22 protein-coding genes are annotated in these 22,443 nt (G+C 70.9%); 2 read left to right on the top strand and 20 right to left on the bottom strand.

Translation table 11 applies throughout. From position 1 onward, the window contains the following. The first annotated feature begins 41 nt into the window (after positions 1–41). Positions 42–998 carry an RluA family pseudouridine synthase gene (locus ABD224_RS10380; RefSeq protein ID WP_344049117.1) on the top strand — a complete coding sequence of 319 codons (957 nt, stop codon included), beginning with the start codon at positions 42–44 and terminating at the stop codon, positions 996–998. Here the strand turns inward: ABD224_RS10380 and ABD224_RS10375 are convergent. The 16 genes from ABD224_RS10375 to ABD224_RS10300 all read right to left on the bottom strand — a co-directional run bounded on the left by ABD224_RS10375 (position 992) and on the right by ABD224_RS10300 (position 17,431). Beyond that, positions 992–2,470 (bottom strand): cytochrome P450 family protein, encoded by a 1,479-nt coding sequence (locus ABD224_RS10375; protein WP_344049116.1) that lies wholly within the window; start codon positions 2,468–2,470, stop codon positions 992–994. The genes ABD224_RS10380 and ABD224_RS10375 overlap by 7 nt on opposite strands. Before the next feature lie 127 nt (positions 2,471–2,597). Continuing rightward, positions 2,598–3,218: a GTP-binding protein gene (locus ABD224_RS10370; RefSeq protein WP_067394938.1), complete on the bottom strand. Its 621-nt coding sequence runs from the start codon at positions 3,216–3,218 to the stop codon at positions 2,598–2,600. Continuing rightward, the gene (locus ABD224_RS10365; protein WP_344049115.1) at positions 3,199–3,603 is read right to left on the bottom strand and encodes a DUF742 domain-containing protein; all 405 of its coding nucleotides are present in this window, start codon (positions 3,601–3,603) and stop codon (positions 3,199–3,201) included. The genes ABD224_RS10370 and ABD224_RS10365 overlap by 20 nt, the downstream gene beginning before the upstream one ends. Next, entirely contained in the window at positions 3,600–4,007 is a 408-nt protein-coding gene (locus tag ABD224_RS10360; protein WP_067394932.1) for a roadblock/LC7 domain-containing protein, read from the bottom strand. The genes ABD224_RS10365 and ABD224_RS10360 overlap by 4 nt, the downstream gene beginning before the upstream one ends. Beyond that, positions 4,004–5,626: a sensor histidine kinase gene (locus tag ABD224_RS10355; protein ID WP_344049114.1), complete on the bottom strand. Its 1,623-nt coding sequence runs from the start codon at positions 5,624–5,626 to the stop codon at positions 4,004–4,006. Before ABD224_RS10355 ends, ABD224_RS10360 begins: the two co-directional genes overlap by 4 nt. 403 nt (positions 5,627–6,029) lie before the next feature. After that, positions 6,030–8,885, bottom strand: a complete 2,856-nt coding sequence (locus tag ABD224_RS10350; protein ID WP_344049113.1) for a DEAD/DEAH box helicase — start codon at positions 8,883–8,885, stop codon at positions 6,030–6,032. A gap of 31 nt (positions 8,886–8,916) precedes the next feature. Next, positions 8,917–9,861 (bottom strand): twin-arginine translocase subunit TatC, encoded by a 945-nt coding sequence (gene tatC / locus ABD224_RS10345; protein WP_344049112.1) that lies wholly within the window; start codon positions 9,859–9,861, stop codon positions 8,917–8,919. A gap of 46 nt (positions 9,862–9,907) precedes the next feature. Continuing rightward, positions 9,908–10,183, bottom strand: a complete 276-nt coding sequence (gene tatA, locus ABD224_RS10340; protein ID WP_344049111.1) for a Sec-independent protein translocase subunit TatA — start codon at positions 10,181–10,183, stop codon at positions 9,908–9,910. Between the two features lie 211 nt (positions 10,184–10,394). Beyond that, positions 10,395–10,589: a hypothetical protein gene (locus ABD224_RS10335; protein WP_344049110.1), complete on the bottom strand. Its 195-nt coding sequence runs from the start codon at positions 10,587–10,589 to the stop codon at positions 10,395–10,397. Between the two features lie 10 nt (positions 10,590–10,599). After that, positions 10,600–10,860 (bottom strand): hypothetical protein, encoded by a 261-nt coding sequence (locus ABD224_RS10330; protein ID WP_344049109.1) that lies wholly within the window; start codon positions 10,858–10,860, stop codon positions 10,600–10,602. Between the two features lie 56 nt (positions 10,861–10,916). Beyond that, the gene (locus tag ABD224_RS10325) at positions 10,917–11,993 is read right to left on the bottom strand and encodes a helix-turn-helix transcriptional regulator (RefSeq protein WP_344049108.1); all 1,077 of its coding nucleotides are present in this window, start codon (positions 11,991–11,993) and stop codon (positions 10,917–10,919) included. 18 nt (positions 11,994–12,011) lie between these two features. After that, on the bottom strand, positions 12,012–12,965 hold the full coding sequence (locus ABD224_RS10320; protein WP_344049107.1) for a helix-turn-helix transcriptional regulator: 954 nt from the start codon (positions 12,963–12,965) through the stop codon (positions 12,012–12,014). A gap of 149 nt (positions 12,966–13,114) precedes the next feature. Beyond that, positions 13,115–13,486 carry an FKBP-type peptidyl-prolyl cis-trans isomerase gene (locus tag ABD224_RS10315; protein WP_344049106.1) on the bottom strand — a complete coding sequence of 124 codons (372 nt, stop codon included), beginning with the start codon at positions 13,484–13,486 and terminating at the stop codon, positions 13,115–13,117. A gap of 162 nt (positions 13,487–13,648) precedes the next feature. Next, the gene (locus ABD224_RS10310; protein WP_344049131.1) at positions 13,649–14,650 is read right to left on the bottom strand and encodes an FKBP-type peptidyl-prolyl cis-trans isomerase; all 1,002 of its coding nucleotides are present in this window, start codon (positions 14,648–14,650) and stop codon (positions 13,649–13,651) included. A gap of 141 nt (positions 14,651–14,791) precedes the next feature. Further along, positions 14,792–16,153, bottom strand: coding sequence for a Pup--protein ligase (gene pafA / locus ABD224_RS10305; protein ID WP_344049105.1), 1,362 nt, complete (start codon positions 16,151–16,153; stop codon positions 14,792–14,794). Between the two features lie 9 nt (positions 16,154–16,162). Next, positions 16,163–17,431 (bottom strand): MFS transporter, encoded by a 1,269-nt coding sequence (locus ABD224_RS10300; RefSeq protein WP_344049104.1) that lies wholly within the window; start codon positions 17,429–17,431, stop codon positions 16,163–16,165. Between the two features lie 122 nt (positions 17,432–17,553). Here ABD224_RS10300 and ABD224_RS10295 point away from each other — a divergent pair, with 122 nt between their 5' ends. Continuing rightward, positions 17,554–18,570: a LacI family DNA-binding transcriptional regulator gene (locus ABD224_RS10295; RefSeq protein WP_344049130.1), complete on the top strand. Its 1,017-nt coding sequence runs from the start codon at positions 17,554–17,556 to the stop codon at positions 18,568–18,570. A gap of 108 nt (positions 18,571–18,678) precedes the next feature. Here the strand turns inward: ABD224_RS10295 and prcA are convergent, their stop codons facing one another. The 4 genes from prcA to dop all read right to left on the bottom strand — a co-directional run bounded on the left by prcA (position 18,679) and on the right by dop (position 22,411). After that, a complete protein-coding gene (prcA, locus tag ABD224_RS10290) occupies positions 18,679–19,428 on the bottom strand; it encodes a proteasome subunit alpha (RefSeq protein WP_344049103.1) in 750 nt (249 codons plus the stop codon). Between the two features lie 66 nt (positions 19,429–19,494). Continuing rightward, positions 19,495–20,340 carry a proteasome subunit beta gene (gene prcB / locus ABD224_RS10285; RefSeq protein ID WP_344049102.1) on the bottom strand — a complete coding sequence of 282 codons (846 nt, stop codon included), beginning with the start codon at positions 20,338–20,340 and terminating at the stop codon, positions 19,495–19,497. A gap of 150 nt (positions 20,341–20,490) precedes the next feature. Beyond that, positions 20,491–20,709 carry a ubiquitin-like protein Pup gene (locus ABD224_RS10280; RefSeq protein ID WP_344049101.1) on the bottom strand — a complete coding sequence of 73 codons (219 nt, stop codon included), beginning with the start codon at positions 20,707–20,709 and terminating at the stop codon, positions 20,491–20,493. A 190-nt stretch (positions 20,710–20,899) separates the two neighbouring features. Next, the gene (gene dop / locus ABD224_RS10275) at positions 20,900–22,411 is read right to left on the bottom strand and encodes a depupylase/deamidase Dop (protein ID WP_344049100.1); all 1,512 of its coding nucleotides are present in this window, start codon (positions 22,409–22,411) and stop codon (positions 20,900–20,902) included. Positions 22,412–22,443: the final 32 nt, after the last annotated feature.

Here is a 22,443-nt window from a genome sequence, read left to right as displayed (position 1 = left end):
CGGTTTTCCGGAGGAGTACGGCGCCTCGTAGGCTTCGGGCGATGAGACGCCGCAAGCCCCCTGCCCCGCCCGCTCCCCTGCCCCAGCGTCACGGGGTGGACCCGGTGCGGGTGCGGCTGCCCGGCGACGGGGCGTGGGCCACGGTGCGGGAGTACCTGGTGCAGCGGCTGTCGGGGGCGGGGCCCGGGGTGATCGAGGCGATGCTGGAGGCCGGACGGATCGTGGGCGCCGACGGACGGCCGGTGGCGCCCGACGCGCCGTACGAGCCGGGGATGTACGTGTGGTTCCACCGGGAGCTGCCCGACGAGGTGCCGGTGCCGTTCCCGCTGGAGATCGTCCACCGCGACGAGCATCTCGTCGTCGTGGACAAGCCGCACTTCCTCGCCACCACTCCGCGTGGCTCGCACATCGCCGAGACCGCGCTGGCCCGGCTGCGACGGGAACTGGGCATTCCGGAGCTCACCGCGGCGCACCGCCTCGACCGGCTCACCGCCGGGCTGGTGCTGTTCACGGTGCGGCCCGAGGAGCGCGGCGCGTACCAGACGCTGTTCCGCGACCGCCGGGTGCACAAGGAGTACGAGGCCGTGGCGCCGTACGACCCGTCGCTCGCCCTGCCGCTGACCGTGCGCAGCCGGATCGTGAAGGAACGCGGGGTGCAGGCCGCCCGGGAGGTGGCGGGCGAGCCGAACGCGGTCACACGGGTGGAGCTGATCGAGCACCGCGCGGACGGACTCGCCCGCTACCGGCTGGTGCCCCGCACCGGGCAGACGCACCAGCTGCGGGTGCACATGAGCGCGTTGGGCGTGCCGATCCTCGGGGATCCGCTCTACCCGGTGGTGACCGGCCCCGTACCGGCCGACGACTTCCGGCGACCGCTGCAACTGCTCGCGCGGACGCTGGAGTTCACCGACCCGGTCACGGGGGCCGAGCGCCGCTTCACCAGCGGGCGGACGCTTCAGGCGTGGTCGTCCCCCGCACGGTGGGCCGCCGGTCAGTAGCCGCGCCACCAGTGCAGAAGGCGCCGCCACGCCCCTCGCGGACGGCCCGCCTCACCGGCCGGTGCGGTGCTCGCGGCGACCAGGGGCTCGGGCGGGGGCGGCGCGGGTTTCGGCGCAGCCGCCTTGGTGCTGATCTCCCAGGCCGGACGCGCCTGCGGAAACGGACGCGGGGTGGGGCTCGGCCGGGCCGTCACGTCCTGCTGCGGCTGCGGGCTGAACCGCACCGGCAGCTCCACCAGGTGCTGCGAGGCGATCGACTCCGTCCAGCGCAGGTCCTCCTCGGCGCAGTCGAGCTGAAGGTCCGGCAGCCGCAGCAGCAGCGACTCGACGCCGACGTCGGCGATGGCGCGTCCGATGTCCTGGCCGGGGCATTCGTGGGGGCCGCCGCTGAAGGCGAGATGGGAGCGGTTGCCCTGCATGTCGGCCGTCGGATCGGGCCGCACCCGCGGGTCGACATTGGCCGGTGCGATGCCGAGCAGCAGCCCGTCGCCCCGGCGGATGCGCCGGCCGCCGAGCTCCGTGTCCTGTTTGGCGAAGTAGCCGAGGATGGTGCTGAACGGCGGCTCGTCCCACAGGGACTGCTCGACCGCCTGAGGAACCGTCATCTGACCGCCGTTCAGCTGGGCGCGGAAACCGGGGTCGGTGAGCACCCGGCGGATGGTGTTGGCCAGCAGGTTGGCGGTGGCCTCGTAGGCGGCGATGAGCACCACCCGCAGATGCTGGCTGACCTCCTCGTCGTTCAGGCCGGCCGGGTGGTTGATGAGGTGGCTGGTGAAGTCCTCCTCGGGCCGGGCCCGGCGGCGTGCGGTGAGCCGCCGCAGGCAGTCCATGATGTACTCGTTGCTGGCGATCGCGGTCTCGGTGCCCTTGAGCATGTCGCGGGCGGCCTGCACGATCCGGTCGTTGTACTCCTCGGGCATGCCGAGGACCTGGCACATCACCGCCATCGGCAGATGTTCGGCGAACTGGCTGACGAGTTCGGCACGGCCCGACTCGCAGAACTGGTTGACCAGCCGCTGGGTGGCACGGCCGATGTGACGGCGCAGACCGCGCCCGTCGACGGTCGCCACGGCACTGGCGACCGCGCTGCGCAGCCGCTTGTGCTCCTCGCCCTCGGCGTAGGAGCAGACCGGCTGCCAGGCGATGTGCGGCATGAGCGGGTGGTCGGGTTTGACGGTGCCGTCCCTCAGCGGGGTCCAGATACGGCTGTCCCGGGTGAACTGCGAGGGGGTGCGCACCATGTGCAGGTTCTCGGCGTGGCCGAGGACCACCCAGATCGGTACGTCGTCGTGCAGCAGCACGGGTGCCACCGGGCCGTACTCCTCGCGGAGATGCCGGTACAGCGCGCGCAGGTCGGGCGCCTCGTGAAGCCGGTGCAGTCCCCCGGGCCCGATGCCGTGCGCGGGGCAGCCGGGGGGCGGGGCGGGGGCGAAGTCGTCCGTGCCGGTCGGGAAGTGGGATTCAGGCGTCACGGCAGTCGCTTTCGGGAGAGAAAGGACATGGAAGGGGACATGGAAGAGGACATGGAAAAGGACGCGGAAAAGGACAGGGAAAGGACAGGGAAGTCGTCACGGGGGTGAGGAGGGGTGAGGGTCCGGTTCAGCGCGCCGAGCCCATCACGGCCAGGGAGTGCAGGAAGCGCATGAGGGTCATCAGCACGTCCCGGCTGGAGGCACGGCGGCGCGCGTCGCACTCGACGATCGGGACCTCCTCGGGCAGGTCGAGCGCCGCGCGCAGCTCGCTGATCGGGTAACGGGGGGCGTCCGGGAAGGAGTTGACGGCGACGACAAAGGGCACGCCGCGCTCCTCCAGACGCCCCATGACGTCGAAGCTGACCTCCAGTCGGCGGGTGTCGACCAGCACCACCGCGCCGAGGGCTCCTTCGAACAGCCCGTTCCACAGGAACCAGAAGCGCTCCTGTCCGGGGGTGCCGAAGAGGTAGAGCACCAGTTGGTCGGTGATGCTGATGCGGCCGAAGTCCATCGCCACGGTGGTCGCCGTCTTGGACTCGGAACCGTAGTTGTCGTCGATGCCGATGCCGGCCTGGGTCATGGTCTCCTCGGTGGTCAGCGGTTTGATCTCGCTGACCGAGCCGACCATGGTGGTCTTGCCGACCCCGAAACCACCGACGATCACGATCTTCACCGCGGCCTGGGCCGTGTGCGGCAGATGGTCCTCGGTGCGCGGGCCGGGGAGGGTGTCAGAGCCTTTGAAGTCCATGCATCACCGCTTCGAGAAGGGAGCGGTCGGGGACCGCCTGACGGACGATCGGCGCGCGGGCCTGCACCAGTTCGGCTGTGAGCAGTTCGGTGATCAGGACCGTCACCGCGCTGAACGGCAGATTGAGGTAGGCCGACAGTTCGGCCACGGACAGGGGCGCGGTGCACAGCCGCAGCAGCGCCGCCTGCTCCGGGGTGGCGGACGGCGGCGGCTCGGCGCGTGCCACGATCAGCGTGACCAGGTCGAGGGCGGCCCGGGAGCCGTCCTCGTCCGCACCGGCGACCACGTACAGGCGCTCGGGGTTCTTCTCCTCGCTCCGCCTGCCGGGTGCGGGGGGCGGCGGCTCCTGCTGGGGGTAGCGCCTCTGGCGCCGCGGAGGAGTCATACGGTCCGCCCGGCACGTCGGGGCGGACTGGTCAGATGGGCGCCGATGCGGACCACCAGGTCGCGCATCCGGGCGCTCATCAGGCCGGGCTCGGTGCGGATGTCGGCGAGCACCGCGAGATAGGCGTTGGCCCCGGCGGACATCAGATAGAAGTAGCCGCCGTCGATCTCGATGATGACCAGCTTCATCCGGCCGTCGCTGTCGGGGATCTCGACGGCGACGGCGGTGGCGAGGCTCTGCAGTCCGGCGCAGGCGGCGGCGACCCGGTCGGCGGCGTCGGGATCGCCGCCGTAGCGGGCGATGCGCAGGCCGTCGGCCGAGAGCACGACGATCATCTCGATGCCCGGTACTCCGTCGTAGAGCTCCTTGAGCATCCAGTCGAAGTTGGCGCGCTGCTGGATCACTTGAGGTCCCCCTCGTCGTCGGCCTGGGTGTCGGCCTCGGCACGGGCCGGCTTCTCGATCAAGTGCAGATAGGCGGTCGGGTCCTGGGTGAACGCGGTCGGATCCGGTCCGGGGTTGTCCTTCTTCAGTCCGTCCCAGAAGGCCTCGACCCACAGGCCCGGTTCGGGATCGTTCTTCCGGGGAGCGGGCTTGGGCGTGCCCCACGCGGAGCCGCCGCTCTCCTGTGCGGCGCATTCGGCGGCGGCCTGTTCGGCGATGCGCTGGCTGAGCGGGGTCTTGACCCGGCTGCGGCGCTGCGGCAGGCCGGTCGCGGTCCACTCGGTGACCTCGGGAACGTCGTCCTCCATGGGCACCGCGGCGGGGATGCGCGGGCTGGTGGGGCGGCGCTTCTTGGGGGCGCGCTTGGGTCCTTCCACCGCGTCCTCACCGGGGTGGGGGATGGAGGTGGCACCGATGCCGTGGGCCAGTCCGGGGGCGGGCTCGGTGGTCAGCATGTTGCTCGGCACGACGAGGATGGCGCGGACGCCTCCGTAGGCCGAGGCCCGCAGCGAGACCTGCATGTTGTACGCCGAGCACAGACGTCCCACGACCGCGAGGCCCAGGCGCGGGGTGTCGCCGAGCTCCTGCGGGTCGACACCGGCCTTGGCCGCCTCCAGCAGCCTCTCGATCCGGGCGCGGGCCTCCTCGCTGAAGCTGACCCCGCCGTCCTCGATCTCGATGGCGACGCCGGTCTGCACCTCCACGGCGGTGACGTGCACCTTGGTGTTCGGCGGGGAGTAGCGGGTGGCGTTGTCGAGGAGTTCGGCCGCGGCGTGGATGACCGGCTCGACGTCGGTGCCCTTGACATTGACCTTGGCGATGGAGTGCAGCTCGACGCGCCGGTACTCCAGGATCCGGGACATGGCGCCGCGCAGCACGCTGTAGAGGGTGACGGGGTTCGGCCACTGACGGCCGGGGCGGCCGCCGCCGATGACGGAGATGGAGTCGGCCAGGCGGCCGATCAGCGCGGTGCCGTGGTCGATGCGCAGCAGGTCGTCGAAGACCTCGGGGGTGCGGCCGTGGTCCTCCTCCATCTCCCGGAGTTCCCTGGCCTGCTGGTGCACGATCGCCTGAACGCGCCGGGCGATGCTGACCAGGGCGCGCTGGGTGGAGTCGCGCTTGTTCTCCTCCTCGTCCACGATCTTGAGGACCATGCGGACGATCTCGCGCTGCGACTCGGAGATCCGGCACCACTCGGGGTGGTCGTCGATGACGTCGCGCATCACCTCGCGGGGCGTGTTGTTGCCGCGCAGGTAGCCGATGGCGGCGGGGAGGATCTCCGTTCCGAGGCGGGCGACCTCCTGGTCGTGGGCGGCCAGGCGCCGCTCCAGGTACGCGGTCTGCCGTGCGTGCTCCGTCCGCTGGCGGTGGATGACGCGGCCGCGGCGCGCCGCCTCGGCCCCCACGGCGAGGACCAGGAGGGTGGCGACGGCGCCGCAGCAGACGACGGCGAGGCGGGCCGGTTCGGCCACCAGGGCGACGGCAGCCCCGGTGGCCGCCGCCATGACTATGGCCGGCAGCAGCAGCACACGTGCGGAGGGAAGTTCACGGCCGCCGGGGGGCGATTGAACACTCACCATGTAAGCCCTTTGAGAGGAGTCGGCTGGAGTTCGGGGCAGCTTCCGGTGGGGTAGGTCATGGAATTGTCGGAATCTTCGGCATGTCTGCGGACGCTTGGAACAAGCGCACGAATACACCTCAACTCGGTGCGCCGCGGGCGAGCCTAGTCCGACCGGATCATCGCCGTGTCATGTTCAGCAAGCGCCTGAAAAGGCGCGGAGGACAGGAGTACGCTCGGGTCGTTTACACCCACGGAGCATGATCGAACACAGAACGTCACGGGGCACGGGTGAGCGAACCCGGCTCACTGTGACGGGTGAGAAAACGCCGCAGGGCAGGGACGGTCCGTCACCGGACCCGTGTTCCTGCCCTGGATGTCGATGTGTGTCGGTGTGTCGCTGGACGCCGGCGTGAGGGGCGTGCTCAGCCGACCGACGAGTAGGCCACGACGCCCCGCAGCAGTCCGTCCACCGCCTTGCGCGCGTTCCTGGCCACCGTCGAGCCCTCCTCCTCGGGGGCCGCCGCCGCGATCTGGCCCAGGACGTCGATCACCTGCTTGCACCAGCGCACGAAGTCGCCCGCCGGCATCTCCGCCTCGCGCAGCACCTCGTCCAGTCCCTTGCCGGAGGCCCACATGTAGGCGGCCCAGGCGAAGCCGAGGTCGGGCTCGCGCTGGCCCACGCCCTCGGTCTGCTTGATGCGGAACTCCTCCTCCAGGGCGTCCAGCCGGCCCCAGATCCGCACCATCTCGCCGAGCGCGGCCTTCGCCCTGCCCGAGGGCAGCCGGGGCGGCAGGGCGTCGTCGCCGACCCGGGCCTCGTAGACCAGCGCCGAGACGCAGGCGGCCAGTTCGGCCGGGCCCAGCCCCTCCCAGACGCGCTCGCGCAGGCATTCGCTGGCGAGCAGGTCGAGTTCGCCGTAGAGCCGGGCGAGCCGCTTGCCGTGCTCGGTCACCTCGTCGCCCCGCAGATAGTCGAGCTCGGTGAGCAGCGCCACGATGCGGTCGAAGGTGCGCGCGATGGTGTTCGTACGGCCCTCGATGCGCCGCTCCAGCTGCTTGGTGTCGCGCAGCAGCCGGTAGTAGCGCTCGGCCCAGCGGGCGTGGTCCTCGCGCTCGTCGCACCCGTGGCAGGGGTGGGCGCGCAGCGCGGCGCGCAGCCGGGAGATCTCGCGGTCGTCGGCCGCCGGGGAGCGCCGCCTGCGGTGCCGCTCCGGCGGGATGTGCCCGGCCCTGGTGCGCAGCGCGGAGGCGAGGTCCCGGCGGGACTGCGGGGAGCGGGGGTTGAAGGACTTCGGGATCCGCATCCGCTCCAGCGGCTCCACGGGCACCGGGAAGTCGGCGGACGCCAGCCGCTTGACCTGCCGCCCGGCGGTCAGCACGAGCGGGCGCGGGCCGTCGTGGTGCTCCAGGCCGCGATGGCCGTTGGACCGGCCCGCCGACAGGCCCGGGTCCAGCACCAGCGCCAGACCGGCGTGCCGGCCGGTGGGCACGTGGATGATGTCGCCCGGCCTGAGCTTCTCCAGGGACATGGCGGCCTCGGCACGCCGCTGGGCCGCGCCCTGCCGGGCCAGCTCGGTCTCGCGGTCCTTCAGTTCGCGGCGCAGCCGCGCGTACTCCTCGAAGTCGCCGAGGTGGCAGGTCATCGCGGCCTTGTAGCCCTGGAGGCCCTCCTCGTTGCGCTGCACCTGCCGGGAGATGCCGACGACCGACTTGTCGGCCTGGAACTGGGCGAAGGAGCTTTCGAGCAGCTCGCGCGAGCGGTGCCGGCCGAACTGCTCGACCAGGTTGACCGCCATGTTGTACGACGGCTTGAAGCTGGACCGCAGCGGATAGGTACGGGTGCCGGCCAGGCCCGCCAGGTGCTCGGGGTTCATGCCCCGCTGCCACAGCACCACCGCGTGGCCCTCGACGTCGATGCCCCGGCGGCCGGCGCGGCCGGTCAGCTGCGTGTACTCGCCGGGGGTGATGTCGACGTGCTGCTCGCCGTTCCACTTGACGAGCTTCTCCAGCACCACCGAGCGGGCGGGCATGTTGATGCCGAGCGCCAGGGTCTCGGTGGCGAAGACCGCCTTGACCAGACCGCGGACGAACAGCTCCTCGACGATCTCCTTGAAGGTCGGCAGCATGCCCGCGTGGTGGGCGGCGATACCGCGCTCCAGGCCCTCCAGCCACTCGTAGTAGCCGAGGACGTGCAGATCCTCCGACGGGATGGAGGCGGTGCGCTCCTCGACCAGGGCGCGGACCTCCTCCCGGGCCTGCTCGTCGTTGAGCCTGAGCCCGGCGTACAGGCACTGCTGGACGGCGGCCTCGCAGGCGGCGCGGCTGAAGATGAAGGTGATGGCCGGGAGCAGGCCCTCGGCGTCCAGCCGTTCGATGACCTCCGGCCGGCTCGGGGTCCAGATCCGGGAGCGCTGTCTGCGCTCCCGCTCACGGTCGGCCTCGCGCAGGGCGCGGCCGCGCCGGCGGTCCAGGAAGGAGGGGCGGCTGGCCTCCAGGCGGGCCATGCGCACCAGGTCGGGGTTGACGCTCCTGCGGCGGCCCTCGCCCTCCTCGAACAGGTCGTACATCCGGCGTCCGGCCAGGACGTGCTGGAACAGGGGCACGGGCCGGTGCTCGGAGACGATCACCTGGGTGTCGCCGCGGACGGTGTCCAGCCAGTCGCCGAACTCCTCGGCGTTGGACACGGTCGCCGACAGGGACACCAGGGTCACCGACGCGGGCAGGTGGATGATCACTTCCTCCCAGACGGCACCACGGAAGCGGTCGGAGAGGTAGTGCACCTCGTCCATGACCACATAGCCCAGGCCGAGGAGGGCCGGGGAGCCGGCGTACAGCATGTTCCGCAGCACCTCGGTGGTCATCACGACCACCGGGGCGTCGGGGTTGAGGCTGTTGTCGCCGGTGAGCAGGCCGACCTTGCCGCTGCCGTAGCGGCGGCACAGGTCGGAGTACTTCTGGTTGGACAGCGCCTTGATGGGCGTCGTGTAGAAGCACTTCTTGCCCTGCTGGAGGGCGAGGTGGACGGCGAACTCGCCCACGATCGTCTTGCCGGAGCCCGTGGGCGCGGCGACCAGCACGCCCTTGCCCGCCTCGAGCGCCCGGCAGGCCTCGACCTGGAACGGGTCGAGGTCGAAGTCGTACATCTCGCGGAAGCCCGCGAGCGCGGTGGCCTGCTCGGCAGCCCGCCTGCGCGCTGCCGCGTACCGCTCGGCCGGTGAGAGGTCCTCTGTCATCGTGCTCTCGAGCGTACCGGGCCGCACCGACAACGTGACGATCATTATCCGGGCCGTCCGCCGGTGGTGCCGGCGGTCAGGTCGCGTCGTCGTACCCGTTGACCCGCTCCGTGTCGGTCCGGTCGGTCAGGGCGCGGGGGGCGGCGACGGGTTCGGCCTCGCCGATGTCCTCGGGGGTGAGGTCCAGCTCGGAGGCCTCGTCGTCGGCGGGTCCCGCGGCCTCCCGCAGACGCCTGCGCCTGTCGTTGAGCAGGGCGAGGCCGGTGGCCAGGAAGTACAGCAGGACGATCGGGACCGCGAGCGCCAGCATTGAGACCGGGTCGACCGTGGGCGTGGCGAACGCCGTGAAGATCGTGACGCCCAGGACCATGGCCCGCCACCAGCCGAGCATCCGGCGCCCGGTGACCACTCCGGTGAGGTTCAGCATCACCAGCAGCAGCGGCAGCTCGAAGGAGAGGCCGAAGACGATCACCATGCGGGTGACGAGGTTCAGCAGATCGCCCAGCGGCAGCAGGTTGACCGCGCCGTCGGGGGTGAACTCGATCAGGACGCTGGCCGCCGCGGGAAGCACGTGGTAGGAGAAGTACGCGCCCGCCAGGAACAGGGGGAAGCCCGCCCCGACGAACGCCAGCGAGTAGCGCTTCTCGTGCTTGTGCAGGCCGGGCGCGACAAAGGCCCAGAGCTGGTAGAGCCAGACGGGACAGGCGAGGACGACACCGGCGGTCAGCGCCACCTTGATCATCAGTGTGAAGGGACCCAGAAGGCCCTCGACGGTGATGTTGCCGCAGGCCCCTTCCTTCTGCTCGGCCAGCTCCGTGAACGACTTGGAGCATCCCACCGAGCGCTGGATGGGTTCGGTGAGGAGATTGACGATGTCCCGGTAGAAAAAGGCGGCCACGATTCCGCCGACGACGATGGCCAGGACGGCCTTCGCGAGCCGGTTGCGGAGCTCACGGAGATGCTCCGCGAGGGGCATCCTCCCCTCGGGGTCCTTCACCTTTTTTCGGGCAGGCTTGAGCAACCCACGTCCTCATCTCGTACAAAGGCCGGAGCGGTCCGGCCGTGCGTCAGCGCTTGGTGGTGTCCGTCGGCTCGCTGACCGGGCGTGAGCTGGTCACGTCGCCGGGGGCCGCCTGGATGACGCGCGGAGCGGGGGGCTGCTCCTCGGCGGGCGCCGGGGTGGAGGTACGGCTCTCCTCCTTCATCGCCTTGGCCTCGCTCTTGAGAATGCGGGCGGACTTGCCGAGCGAGCGCGCCATGTCCGGAAGCTTCTTCGCGCCGAACAGCAGCACGATGACGACGAGGATGAGAATGATCTCGGGGGCTCCGAGCCTTCCGAACATAAGTCTTTACCTTCTCACCGAGGCGGCTGGGTGGGTGCTGTCCGACCGGCCGGACCCAGGTCCGACCCATCGCTCTGGCAGCGATCGTAACGCTCGGAGGTGAACGGAGGGCAATCCCCCGTGCGTACGCCCGCCCGCGACCGGGGCCTCGTTCTCCGGTCCGCGACCAGCAGCGTACCCGCCGGACACGACGGGACGACAGGGCGCCGACTCACAGCGCGTCCACGGACCGGGCGACGCCCGTGGCCGCCCGCTCCAGGTCCTCGGCCGCCCTGTTGATACGACGCGCCGACTCCGCGACCTGCCGCCCGAGACGCTGCGCCTCCACGAAGACCCGGAGGGCGAACACCCCCAGGACGGCCAGGCCCAGGAAACCGGCGGCCACCGCGAACATCGCCCAGAACATGACACCGAGCCTAGACGGTGGAGTGCAGACGCAGCGTTCTGACCCCGCCGCCGGTGAGCAGGGCGACGATCCGCTCGCCGGCCGGCTTGCGGACCGCGGCGCCGCAGCCGGGACAGGTGAAGGTGTAGAAGGTGGTGCGGCTGCTGGCGCCGATGGCCAGCCGCAGCGCGCTCGCGGCGAGCTCGAAACGGCCCCGGCAGTCCGGGCAGCCCGCCCGGAACACCACCGGAGCCACGCTCCGCATCCCGGCGAACGCCGTCGCCACCGACATTCCGCGCTTTCCCGGCTTTCCTGACCTTCCCGGCCTTCCCGCCGCTGCCGATCCGCTCACAGCCCCTGCTCCTGCCTGTCGTACCGCCCGTCGTGCACCGTGTGGTCCTCGCCGTCCCCGGCGGTGGTCCCGGTGGTCCCGCTGTCGTCGTGGACCGTCTCGTACGCCGCCAGGGCCTCGCGGGCCGCCTGCCTGGCGCTGTCGGCCAGTTCGCGGGGGGAGACGATACGGCCGTCGCCGCCCAGGCGGAGCGCCAGCCGCCTGAGGGAGGCCGGATCGGGGGTGCGCAAGGTGATGCGCAGGCCGCCGTCGGGCAGTTCGTCGGCGCTGTCGTGCGGGTAGTACTCGGCGACCCAGCGGCCGCCCGGACCGACCTCGACGACGACCTCCGGGTCCTCCGCGGCCGGCTGGACCAGGGCCTCGGACAGGTCGCGCAGCTCCACCTCGGGCGGCGCGGACGGCTCGTCCAGGATCTTGATCTCGGCGACCCGGTCGAGCCGGAAGGTGCGGCGCGCCTCGGAGCGGCGGCACCAGGCCTCCACATAGGTGTGCCCGACGCTGACCAGACGGATGGGGTCGATCTCGCGCTCGGTGACCTCGTCGCGGGCCGGCGAGTAGTAGCGGATCCACAGCCGGCGACGCTCGGTGATCGCCCGGTCGACGTCGGCGAAGACGTCGCCCTCGGACTCGAAGGTCACCGACAGACGCGAGCTGGCACCGGCGGCCTCGCCGGCCGCGGCCTCCACCTTGGCCGTCGCCCGCAGCAGCGCCTGCCGGTCGCTCTCGCGCAGGCCCGGCAGGGTGGCCACCGCGCGGGCGGCGACCAGCAGCGCGGTCGCCTCGTCGGAGGCCAGCCGCAGCGGCTCGGCCGCCTCCGCGGCGAGCGCGGCCGGGTTGTGCCACCAGATGCGCTCGCCGTCGGTGTCGATGTCCAGCAGATCGCCGCCACGGAAGCTGGTGCCGCACATGGGCAGCACATCGAGGTCGGAGACCAGCTCCTCCTCGGTGATGCCGAAGGCACGCGCCACGTCCTCCACCCGGGCGCCGGGCCGCTCCCGGAGGTAGGTCACCAGGGACAGCATCCGCCGGGTCTGGTCGATGGCGTTCGTGGACCTGATCGGTTTGCCTGCCACGGTGTCGCTCGCTCCCCCTCAGCCCTTGGCCACGGCACGCAGCCGGTCCACCACGTCCGCCCGCAGCTCGTCCGGCTCCAGGACCACCACGTCCGGCCCGAACTCCACCAGCCAGGCGTCCAGCCCGTGCCCGTACGGGATCTCCAACTCGTCCCAGTCGCCGTCGAGTTCCCGTACGGCGACGGCCCTCGCCCGAAGGGGGTATCCGGCGCCCTTGCGCAGCCGGATCCGCGCCGTGCGGTCGGCGGTCTCGCCCGCCCAGCTCGCCACGGTCTCGCGCACGGTGACGACGTCGGGGACCGGGGCGGTGAAGCCGGTGCCGCGGGTGCGGACCTTGCCGGTGATCCTGGACAGCCGGAAGACCCGCTCGGCGCCGCGGTCGCGGTCGAAGCCGGCCAGGTACCAGTGGCCGCGCCAGCACTCCAGCGCCCAGGGCTCGACATGCCGGGTCTCGGGGCGGGCGGCGGTGGCCTTGCGGTACTCGAAGACCACCGGGCGGCGGTCGCGGCAGGCCAGCATCAGCGGTTCGAAGGCGGCCTCGTGCACCGGGATGCGCGGCTCCAGGGCGCCATGGGTCTCGTACGGGTCGACGTCCTCGGGCAGTCCCGCCGCGCGCAGCTTCTGCAGGGCTCCGCTGGCCGCCGCGGCCAGGCGTGCCTGCTGCCACACCTTGGCGGCCAGGCCCAGGGCGGCGGCCTCCTCGGCGTCCAGGGTGATGGGCGGCAGCCGGTTGCTGTCCCGGCGGGCCATGTAGCCGACCTCGCCGTCCAGGTTCTCGACGGTCTCGATGACCAGCCCGAGCTCGCGCAGGTCGTCCTTGTCCCGCTCGAACATGCGGTTGAAGGAGTCGTCGGACCCCGCCTGAAGGTAGGCCTCGATGGACTCGCGCAGCTCCCGCTTGCTGAGCGGCCGCCGGGTCCCGAGCAGACACAGCGCCAGGTTCATCAGCCGCTCGGCCTTGGCAATGGCCATCGACGCCCTTCGTCTTCCCTGTTGATTCCCTGTGGTCCTTACGACGGACGACCGTACCGTCCCGGTGTGCTGTGACAAAAGCCGAGGCCCATGCCCGGCCAGGCATGGGCCCCGGACGATCGGATCCGTACGGATCCGGCACGGGCCGATCAGACCGCGACCAGGTCGCAGACGAAGATCAGCGTCTCACCGGGCTTGATCCGGGAACCCGCGCCGCGGTCGCCGTAGGCCAGGTGCGGCGGAATGATCAGCTGGCGGCGCCCGCCGACCCTCATGCCCTGCACGCCCCGGTCCCAGCCGGCGATGACCTGGCCGACGCCCAGCCGGAACCGCAGCGGCGTGCCGCGGTTCCAGGACGCGTCGAACTCCTCACCGGTGGAGAAGGCCACACCCACGTAGTGGACGGAGACGGTGTCGCCCGCCTTGGCCTGCGGCCCGTCGCCCTCCCAGATGTCCTTGATCTCGAGATCCGCCGGGGGCTCGCCGCCAGGGAAGTCGATCTCGGGCTTCTCGATGCTCACGTCCTGTGCTCCTGCTCGTTCGTTGCAAGAAAAAGTGCCAGAAAGGGTGCAAGAAAAGATGCAAGAAAACGCGCCGAACCATGCCGGCAAAACCCGCACAGTCTCGCATCCCGCCGGATGCGTGCCCGAGGCGGGAGGGGCATGGCGTGGTGCCGCCCCGCCCTACATCGCCGCCAGGATGTCCACCGAGAAGACGAGCGTGGAGTCCTTCTTGATGCCGCTGTCGGGCGGCGGGTTGTCGCCGTAGCCCAGGGAGGGCGGGACGACGACCAGGACCCGGCTGCCGACCTTCTTGCCGGTCAGGCCCTGGGACCAGCCCTTGACGACCTGCTGCAGGGAGAAGGAGGTCAGGGCGTTCCTCTGGTACGTCGAGTCGAACTCCTTGCCATCGTCCCACAGTACGCCCTTGTACTGGACGAGCACGGTGTTCTCGGCCTTGACCACGGGACCGTCGCCCTCGATGACGTACTCGGCCACGAGGTCCTTGGGCGCGGCGGCCTTGGGGACGGTGATGGACGGGGCCGCGCCGTCGGTGTTGGTGCCCACCGTGGGCAGGTCGGCGTCGTTCTGCGGGACCGCCTTGCCCTGGGCCGAGCTCCTGGAGTTGAAGGTGTTCAGCAGGTCCACGACGAACACCAGCGTGTCGGTGCCCTTGATGCCCGCCTGGGCGTTGCCCTGCGTGCCGTAGCCCCAGGTGGGCGGCACGGAGAGCATGACGCGGCTGCCGGCCTTCCTGCCCGCGAGGGCATAGCGCCAGCCGTCGATGATCGTGCCCTGGGACAGCTGGATGACCAGCGGGGTCTTGCGGTCGTAGGAGTTGTCGAAGACCTTCCCCGTGTCCCAGATCTGGCCCAGGTAGTGGGCCTGGACGTAGTCGTTCTCCGCGACGGTGCGGCCGCTGCCCGCGATCACCGTCCTGACGGCGATGTCCTTCGACGGAGCGCCCGTGCCCTTGGCCACGGTCGGCTTCTCGCCGAACTTCGTGCCCGCGGTGATCGCCGGAAGCGGCCCGGAGACGATCTTCGGCGACGGTGCGGCGGACGGCTCCGAGGCGGGGGGCGACGGGCTCTTGCCGGCCTTGCTCGAACCGGACTCGTCATTGCCGCAGGCGGCCAGCGTGACAAGTCCCGCGGGTACGGACAGAAGAAGTGAGCGTCGGCGCACGATGAAGGCCTCGTAATCGGTCGGTCTCATGATGGCGTGCGCGCAACTCTACGTCGTGACACGGGCGCCGTACTCGAAACGTACGGCGCCCGTGTGGCGTTCCGGCCTTTCGTGCGGAACTCGCACCCCGGTCCGCCCGGCTCACATCCCGGCGATCAGCTTCTCCACCCGCTCGTCCACCGAGCGGAACGGGTCCTTGCACAACACCGTCCGCTGTGCCTGGTCGTTGAGCTTCAGATGCACCCAGTCGACGGTGAAGTCCCTGCGCTGCTCCTGCGCCCGCCGGATGAAGTCGCCGCGCAGCCGGGCCCGAGTGGTCTGCGGGGGGACCGACTTGGCCTCGAAGATCTTCAAGTCGTTGCAGATCCGGGCGGCCTGACCCCTTTTCTCCATCAGGTAGTACAGGCCACGACGACGGTGGATGTCGTGGTAGGCGAGGTCTATCTGGGCGACCCGCGGATGCGACATGGTCATGTTGTGCTTGGCCCGGTACCGCTCGATGAGCTTGTACTTCATCACCCAGTCGATCTCGGTGCCGATCCGGTCGAGGTCCTCGGTCTCGATCGCGTCCAGCGTACGGCCCCACAGCTCCAGTACCCGCTCCACCGTACCGGTGCGGATGCCGCGCCGCTCGCAGAAGTCCACCGCCTTCTCGTAGTACTCCCGCTGCACCTCCAGCGCCGAGGCCTCCCGGCCACTGGCCAGGCGCACCTTGCGGCGGCCCGTGATGTCGTGGCTGACCTCGCGGATCGCCCGGATGGGGTTCTCCAGGGTCAGGTCGCGCATCACCGTGCCCGCCTCGATCATGCGCAGCACCAGGTCGGTCGCGCCGACCTTCAGCAGCATCGTCGTCTCGGACATGTTGGAGTCGCCCACGATGACGTGCAGCCGGCGGTAGCGCTCGGCGTCCGCGTGCGGCTCGTCGCGCGTGTTGATGATGGGCCGCGAACGGGTGGTCGCCGAGGACACCCCCTCCCAGATGTGCTCGGCCCGCTGGCTCACGCAGTACACGGCCCCGCGCGGCGTCTGCAGGACTTTCCCGGCCCCGCAGAGCAATTGCCTGGTGACCAGGAACGGAATGAGGATGTCCGCGAGCCGTGAGAACTCCCCGTGCCGTGCCACCAGATAGTTCTCGTGGCAGCCGTAGGAGTTGCCCGCCGAGTCGGTGTTGTTCTTGAAGAGGTAGACGTCGCCCGCGATTCCCTCCTCGTGCAGGCGTCGCTCCGCGTCCACCAGGAGGCCTTCCAGAATGCGCTCCCCGGCCTTGTCGTGGGTGACCAGTTCGATCACGTCGTCACATTCGGGTGTCGCGTATTCCGGATGTGACCCCACGTCGAGATAGAGCCGGGCGCCATTGCGCAGAAAGACATTGCTGCTTCTGCCCCATGACACGACACGGCGGAAAAGGTACCGCGCCACCTCGTCAGGAGACAGGCGCCGCTGTCCCCTGAACGTGCACGTGACGCCGTACTCGTTCTCCAGCCCGAAAATGCGGCGGTCCATGCATGAACCTTACGCCCGTTCCTCCGGGCTCAAACGGGGTTCGCCGGCCCGATTGGGATCGTTTTCCGATGAAGCCGCAACCACCGCCCGTGCCGCGGGAGCTGAAAGGAGCCGCCCGGCGGCCATCAGCACCAGCGACGACACGGCCCCCGCGGCGCCCGGAACCGCGAAGCCCCACAGCGCGCCGCCCGCCTGGACCACCGGTCCCGCGACCCCCGTTCCGAGCGACGACCCCACGGTGAACGTGGTCACCAGCCAGGAGAACGCCTCCGTCACCGTCCCGGCCGGAGCGTGCCGGTCCACGATGACGAAAGCGCAGGCGACGCACGGTGCGAGGAACACCCCGGACAGCACCGCCAGCAGCACCATGGCCGCCACGCCCGGCCTGAGCATCAGCGGCAGGTAACACACCGCCAGAAGAGCCACCAGCACCCGCAGGCGCCGTTCGGGTGCACCGCTCCACTGCCGCGCCCCGTAGACGGCGCCGCCCACCAGCGCGCCCAGGCCCAGCCCGGCCATCAGCCGGCCGTACACCGTGTCGCCGCCGTGCGTGTCGGCGTACGACGCCGCCGCCACCGTGATCGAGCCCAGCGCGACCCCCACGAAGAGGAACACCCCCAGCAGCGCCAGCAGCCCCGGGGAGCGCAGCGCGCCCAGCCAGTGCGCCTCCCGCGGTGCCGAACGCCATGCGCGCGAGGGCGGCGAGCAGACCACCGACAGCGCCCCCAGCACCCCGAGGAGGTTCAGCACCATCAGCGCCGCCCGCGCCGACCACAGCGACGCGCACAGCGTCACCAGCAGCGGGCCGAGGGTGAACATGACCTCCTGGGCCACGGCGTCCATGGCGTACGCCGTGTGCACCTGGTCCTGGCGGCGCAGCACAAAGGGCCACAGGGCGCGCAGACCGCCCTCCAGGGGCGGGGTGAAGAGCCCGGAGGCCGCCACGAGGGCGGCGGCGAGAACGGGCGTCTTGATGCCGGTCAGGGCGAAGACGGCCATCGCCAGGGCCGCCGCGAGCGCGGCCGGCAGCTGGACGCGGGGCTGCCCGTACCGGTCCACCAGCCGCCCGAGCACCGGCTGGCCCACCGCGTTGGCCACGCCGTACACCGCCGCCAGCGTCCCCGCCAGGCTGTACGTGCCTCCCTCCGCACGCACGAACAGCACGATCATGATCGACGCGACGGCGTTGGGCAGCCGCCCCACGAGTGTGCCGGTCAGCAGCCGGGCGGCGTGCCGCGCCCGGAGGACCTCCAGGTATCCCGCGATTCCCGCGGCCATCGTCCCGCCTTCCCGCCGGCTCACCCGAGGTGCTGGAGCAACCTACGGTGTTACGTATAACGTCCTCGGTCATACGTACCATGTGCGCTGTTCGCCGGTCCAGACGAAGGAGCAGCTCCGTGGTGGCACGAGAGAGCACGCGCCCCACCAGCCGTGACGTCGCCCGGGCCGCGGGGGTCTCCCAGGCCGCCGTCTCGCTCGTCCTCGGCGACAAGTGGCGCGGCCGGGTGTCCGAGGCGACCGCCGAACGGGTGAGGCAGGCCGCCCGCGCCCTCGGCTACCGGCCCAACCTGGCCGCCCGCAATCTGCGCCTGGGCCGCACCCGGACCGTGCTCCTCGTCGTCCCGGCGCTGACCACCGAGTTCTTCGCCGGGGTCTACACCGGGGCCGCCCGCGTCGCCGCCGAGCACGGCTTCGGTGTCGTCCTCTACCCCTCCCCCGAGGGCATCGGCCCGGCCCGGAATCCCTTCGCCTCCGCCCAGGCCGCCCTGGACGGCGTGATCGCCTCCTCCATGGCCGCCGACGCCCTCACCGCGATCCGCGGCGACGAGCTGCCCCTGGTCATGCTGGACAGCGACCCCGAGGGCAGCCCGGGCGCCGCGACCGTCAACCTGGACATCGCGGACGGCGTACGCCGGATCGCCGACCACCTGCTGGGCCTGGGGCACCGCAGCTTCCTGCACCTCGCGGCGGACGTGGCCTCCTGGACCTTCGAGGTGCGGGCCCGGCAGCTCGCGGCGCGGGTGGGCGCCGTGCCCGGCACCTCGGTGCGCACCGTCCGCTCCGCCCTCTCCTTCGAGGACGCCCGGGCCGCCGTCGAGACCGCGCTCGGCGCCCCCGGCCCCCGGCCCACCGCCCTGGTGTGCGACGACGACATGCTGGCCGTCGGCGCCTACAAGGGGCTGCGCCGCCTCGGACTGCGCGTGCCCGACGACATCTCCGTCACCGGCCTGGACGATCTCGCCCTCGCCACCGCCGTCGACCCCGAGCTGACCACCGTACGGCTGGACGCGGAGCTCTTCGGCGAACGGGGCATGCACGCCCTCCTCGCCCTTCTGGAGGGCCGTGCGCCCGAGGGCGGCGACATTCCCGTGGACCTGGTCGTACGGGGCTCCACGGCGCCGCCGGGCGCCTTCTGAGACGCCGGTGCCCCGGCCGACGGCACGGCCGGGGCACCCGGAGCGAGGGGATGGCCAGGAGAGGGCGGCAAGGATGCGGGGCAGGCGGGTCGTGCCTGCGGGGCCGGGCTACTTCTCCCCGGAGCCCTCCTCGGAGCTCTCCGCCTCCGTCACGGCACCGTCGGCCTGCAGCAGCCGCTGGAGCTGCCGGCCCACGATCCGCTTGAACTTGCGCTTCTGCGGGCGCGTACGGTCCAGCACGGCCACCTCCAGGCGCTCGGCCGGGATCTCCCGCTCGCTGCCGTTGGTGTCGCGGGACAGGGCCTGCACCGCCAGCTTCAAGGCCTCGGCCAGGGACATGCCGTCCCGGTGGCGCTGATCCAGGTAGCTGCTGATCTGCTCGGCGTTGCCGCCGACCGCGACCGAGCCGTGCTCGTCCACGATCGACCCGTCGTGCGGCAGCCGGTAGATCTGGTCGCCCTCCGGGGTCTCCCCCACCTCGGCGACCACCAGCTCCACCTCGTACGGCTTCTCCCCGGCACTGGAGAAGATCGTGCCCAGCGTCTGGGCGTAGACGTTCGCCAGACCGCGGGCCGTCACGTCGTTCCGGTCGTAGGTGTAGCCGCGCAGGTCGGCGTAGCGGACACCGCCGATGCGCAGGTTCTCGTACTCGTTGTACTTCCCGGCGGCCGCGAACCCGATCCGGTCGTAGATCTCGCTGAACTTGTGCAGCGCGCGGGACGGATTCTCACCGACGAACACGATTCCGTCGGCGTACTGCATCACGACCAGGCTGCGACCGCGGGCGATGCCCTTGCGGGCGTACTCCGCCCGGTCGGCCATGGCCTGCTGAGGTGAGACATAGAACGGCGTCGACACCGGTTTATCCGTCCCTTTCTGTCGAAGTCACTGGATCACCCTGAACACAAACCGGCCGGCCGTCGGCTACCGCAGCGCGGCCCGCGGACCGTCGGGCTGCTCCATCCGCTGCTGCAGGACCGAGCGGGCGATCTCGGAGGTCTCGTCCTCGGTGAGCCGGCGGAAGCCGTCCTCGGTGATCACGGTGACGATCGGATAGATCCGGCGGGCGACATCGGGACCACCGGTCGCCGAGTCGTCGTCTGCCGCGTCGTACAGGGCCTGCACCACCAGCGTGGTGGCGTCGGCCTCCGTCAGGTCCTCCCGGTAGAGCTTCTTCAGCGAGCCGCGCGCGAAGAGCGAGCCGGAACCGGTGGCGGCGTAGCCGTACTCCTCGGAGCGGCCACCGGTGACGTCGTAGGAGAAGATCCGGCCCTTCTCGCGGTCCAGGTCGTACCCTGCGAAGAGCGGGACCACGGCCAGGCCCTGCATGGCCATGCCCAGGTTGGAGCGGATCATGGTCGACAGCCGGTTCGCCTTGCCCTCCAGCGACAGCTGCGTCCCCTCGACCTTCTCGAAGTGCTCCAGCTCCAGCTGGAACAGCTTCACCATCTCCACGGCGATGCCCGCCGTGCCGGCGATGCCCACGGCCGAGTACTCGTCCGCCGGGAACACCTTCTCGACGTCCCGCTGCGCGATGACGTTCCCCATGGTCGCCCGCCGGTCACCGGCCAGCACGACGCCCCCCTGGAAGGTCACCGCCACGATCGTCGTCCCGTGCGGCGCCTCGATCGCCCCCTGGACGGGAGGCAGCTGCCGTCTGCCGGGCAGCAGCTCCGGCTGGTACTCGGCGAGAAAGTCCATGAAGGACGAGGACCCGGGCGTCAGGAAGGCAGCCGGCAGACGCCCGGTGCTACGAGGGTTGGGTTCCACGCGATTCCTTCCGCATAAGGCTGCGGCCCCGCCGGGAACGGCCGAGCCGATCATCAAATCCGTGCACGGACCATACCCGTACCGGCGCCGGTCATCCGTCCCGGTGCCGACCCGCTCGCCACGGGCCGGCACCGGGACGAACGCCGTGCGTCACTCGCCGCCCTTTTGAACGAAGCTTCGGACGAAGTCCTCCGCGTTGGACTCGAGCACGTCGTCGATCTCGTCGAGGACGTCGTCCACGTCCTCGCTCAGCTTCTCGTGGCGTTCCTTGAGGTCCTCCGCGGCCTGCGCGTCCTGGGCCTGCTCCTCGATGTCCTCGGTGGAGCGTGTGGCCCTCTGCTGGCCGCCGCCGGTGTCCTTCGTTGCCATAACCCTCACCCCGCTCTGTTCGCCCGACATGGTCGGCATTACGGCCGATCGGTGTTGATCAGACCCTACAAGGCAGGTCCGACATCGGCCCCGCAGTTCCTTCAACGCACGGGGGCCACCTCGATGATTCCCGGCCTACGGCGTTTCCACCCCGGACGTCCCGTCCGGTCCGGTGCCCCCCGGTGTCCTCTCAGCCTCCGGACAGGACCCTGACCAGGTCCTCCGCGGTGCGGCAGCGGTCCAGAAGCTCCTTGACGTGTTTACGCGTTCCGCGAAGCGGTTCCAGGGTGGGGACGCGCTGGAGCGAGTCCCGGCCCGGCAGGTCGAAGATGACCGAGTCCCAGGAGGCCGCGGCGACGTCGTCGGCGTACTGCTCCAGGCAGCGTCCGCGGAAGTACGCGCGGGTGTCCTCCGGCGGCTTCGTACGGGCCCGGTCCACCTCGGCCTCGTCCAGGAGCCGCTTCATGCGCCCCCGGGCCACCAGACGGTTGTACAGGCCCTTCTCGAGGCGTACGTCCGCGTACTGGAGGTCGATGAGGTGGAGCCGGGCGGCGTCCCAGTCGAGGCCGTCACGGCGCCGGTAGCCCTCCATGAGCTCCCGCTTGGCGACCCAGTCCAGCTCGCCGGACAGGCTCATGGGGTCGTTCTCCAGGCGGTTGAGGACGTCCTCCCAGCGGGCCAGGACGTCCTTGGTCTGGTCGTCGGCGTCCGTCCCGAACCGTTCCTCCACGTACTTGCGCGCCAGCTCGTAGTACTCCATCTGGAGCTGTACGGCGGTGAGCGTCCGGCCGCTGCGGAGCGTGATCAGATGCTTGAGCGACGGGTCGTGCGAGACCTGGTGGAGCGTGCGGACGGGCTGGTCGACGGCCAGGTCGACGGCGATGAAGCCGTCCTCGATCATGGACAGGACCAGGGCGGTCGTGCCCAGCTTCAGATAGGTCGAGATCTCGGAGAGGTTCGCGTCGCCGATGATCACATGCAGCCGGCGGTACTTCTCCGCGTCGGCGTGCGGCTCGTCGCGCGTGTTGATGATCGGCCGCTTCAGGGTCGTCTCCAGGCCGACCTCGACCTCGAAGTAGTCCGCGCGCTGGCTGATCTGGAAACCGTGCTCGTGGCCGTCCTGGCCGATGCCGACGCGCCCGGCGCCCGCGATGACCTGGCGGGAGACGAAGAAGGGCGTGAGGTGGCGCACGATGTCGGAGAACGGGGTCTCCCGCTTCATCAGGTAGTTCTCGTGCGTGCCGTAGCTGGCGCCCTTGTTGTCGGTGTTGTTCTTGTAGAGGTGGATCGGCTGGGCGCCCGGCAGCTGGGCGGCCCGCTCGGCGGCCTCGGCCATGATCCTCTCGCCGGCCTTGTCCCACAGGACGGCGTCGCGCGGGTTGGTCACCTCGGGCGCGCTGTACTCCGGATGGGCGTGGTCGACGTAGAGCCGGGCACCGTTGGTCAGGATGACGTTGGCCAGGCCGATGTCCTCGTCGGTGAGCTGGCTGGGGTCGGCGGCCTCACGGGCGAGATCGAAGCCGCGGGCGTCCCGCAGCGGGTTCTCCTCCTCGAAGTCCCACCGGGCCCGGCGGGCCCGGTGCATCGCTGCCGCGTAGGCGTTGACGATCTGGGACGAGGTGAGCATGGCATTGGCATTGGGATGACCGGGGACGGAGATCCCGTACTCCGTCTCGATGCCCATTACTCGCCGTACGGTCATGCGGCCCTCCTTGCCCGGCGACGCCCTCGGTC

Origin of the sequence: Streptomyces thermoalcalitolerans (assembly GCF_039525155.1) — a bacterium.
Lineage (GTDB): Bacteria > Actinomycetota > Actinomycetes > Streptomycetales > Streptomycetaceae > Streptomyces > Streptomyces thermovulgaris.
This window is presented reverse-complemented; position numbering and strand designations above follow the sequence as displayed.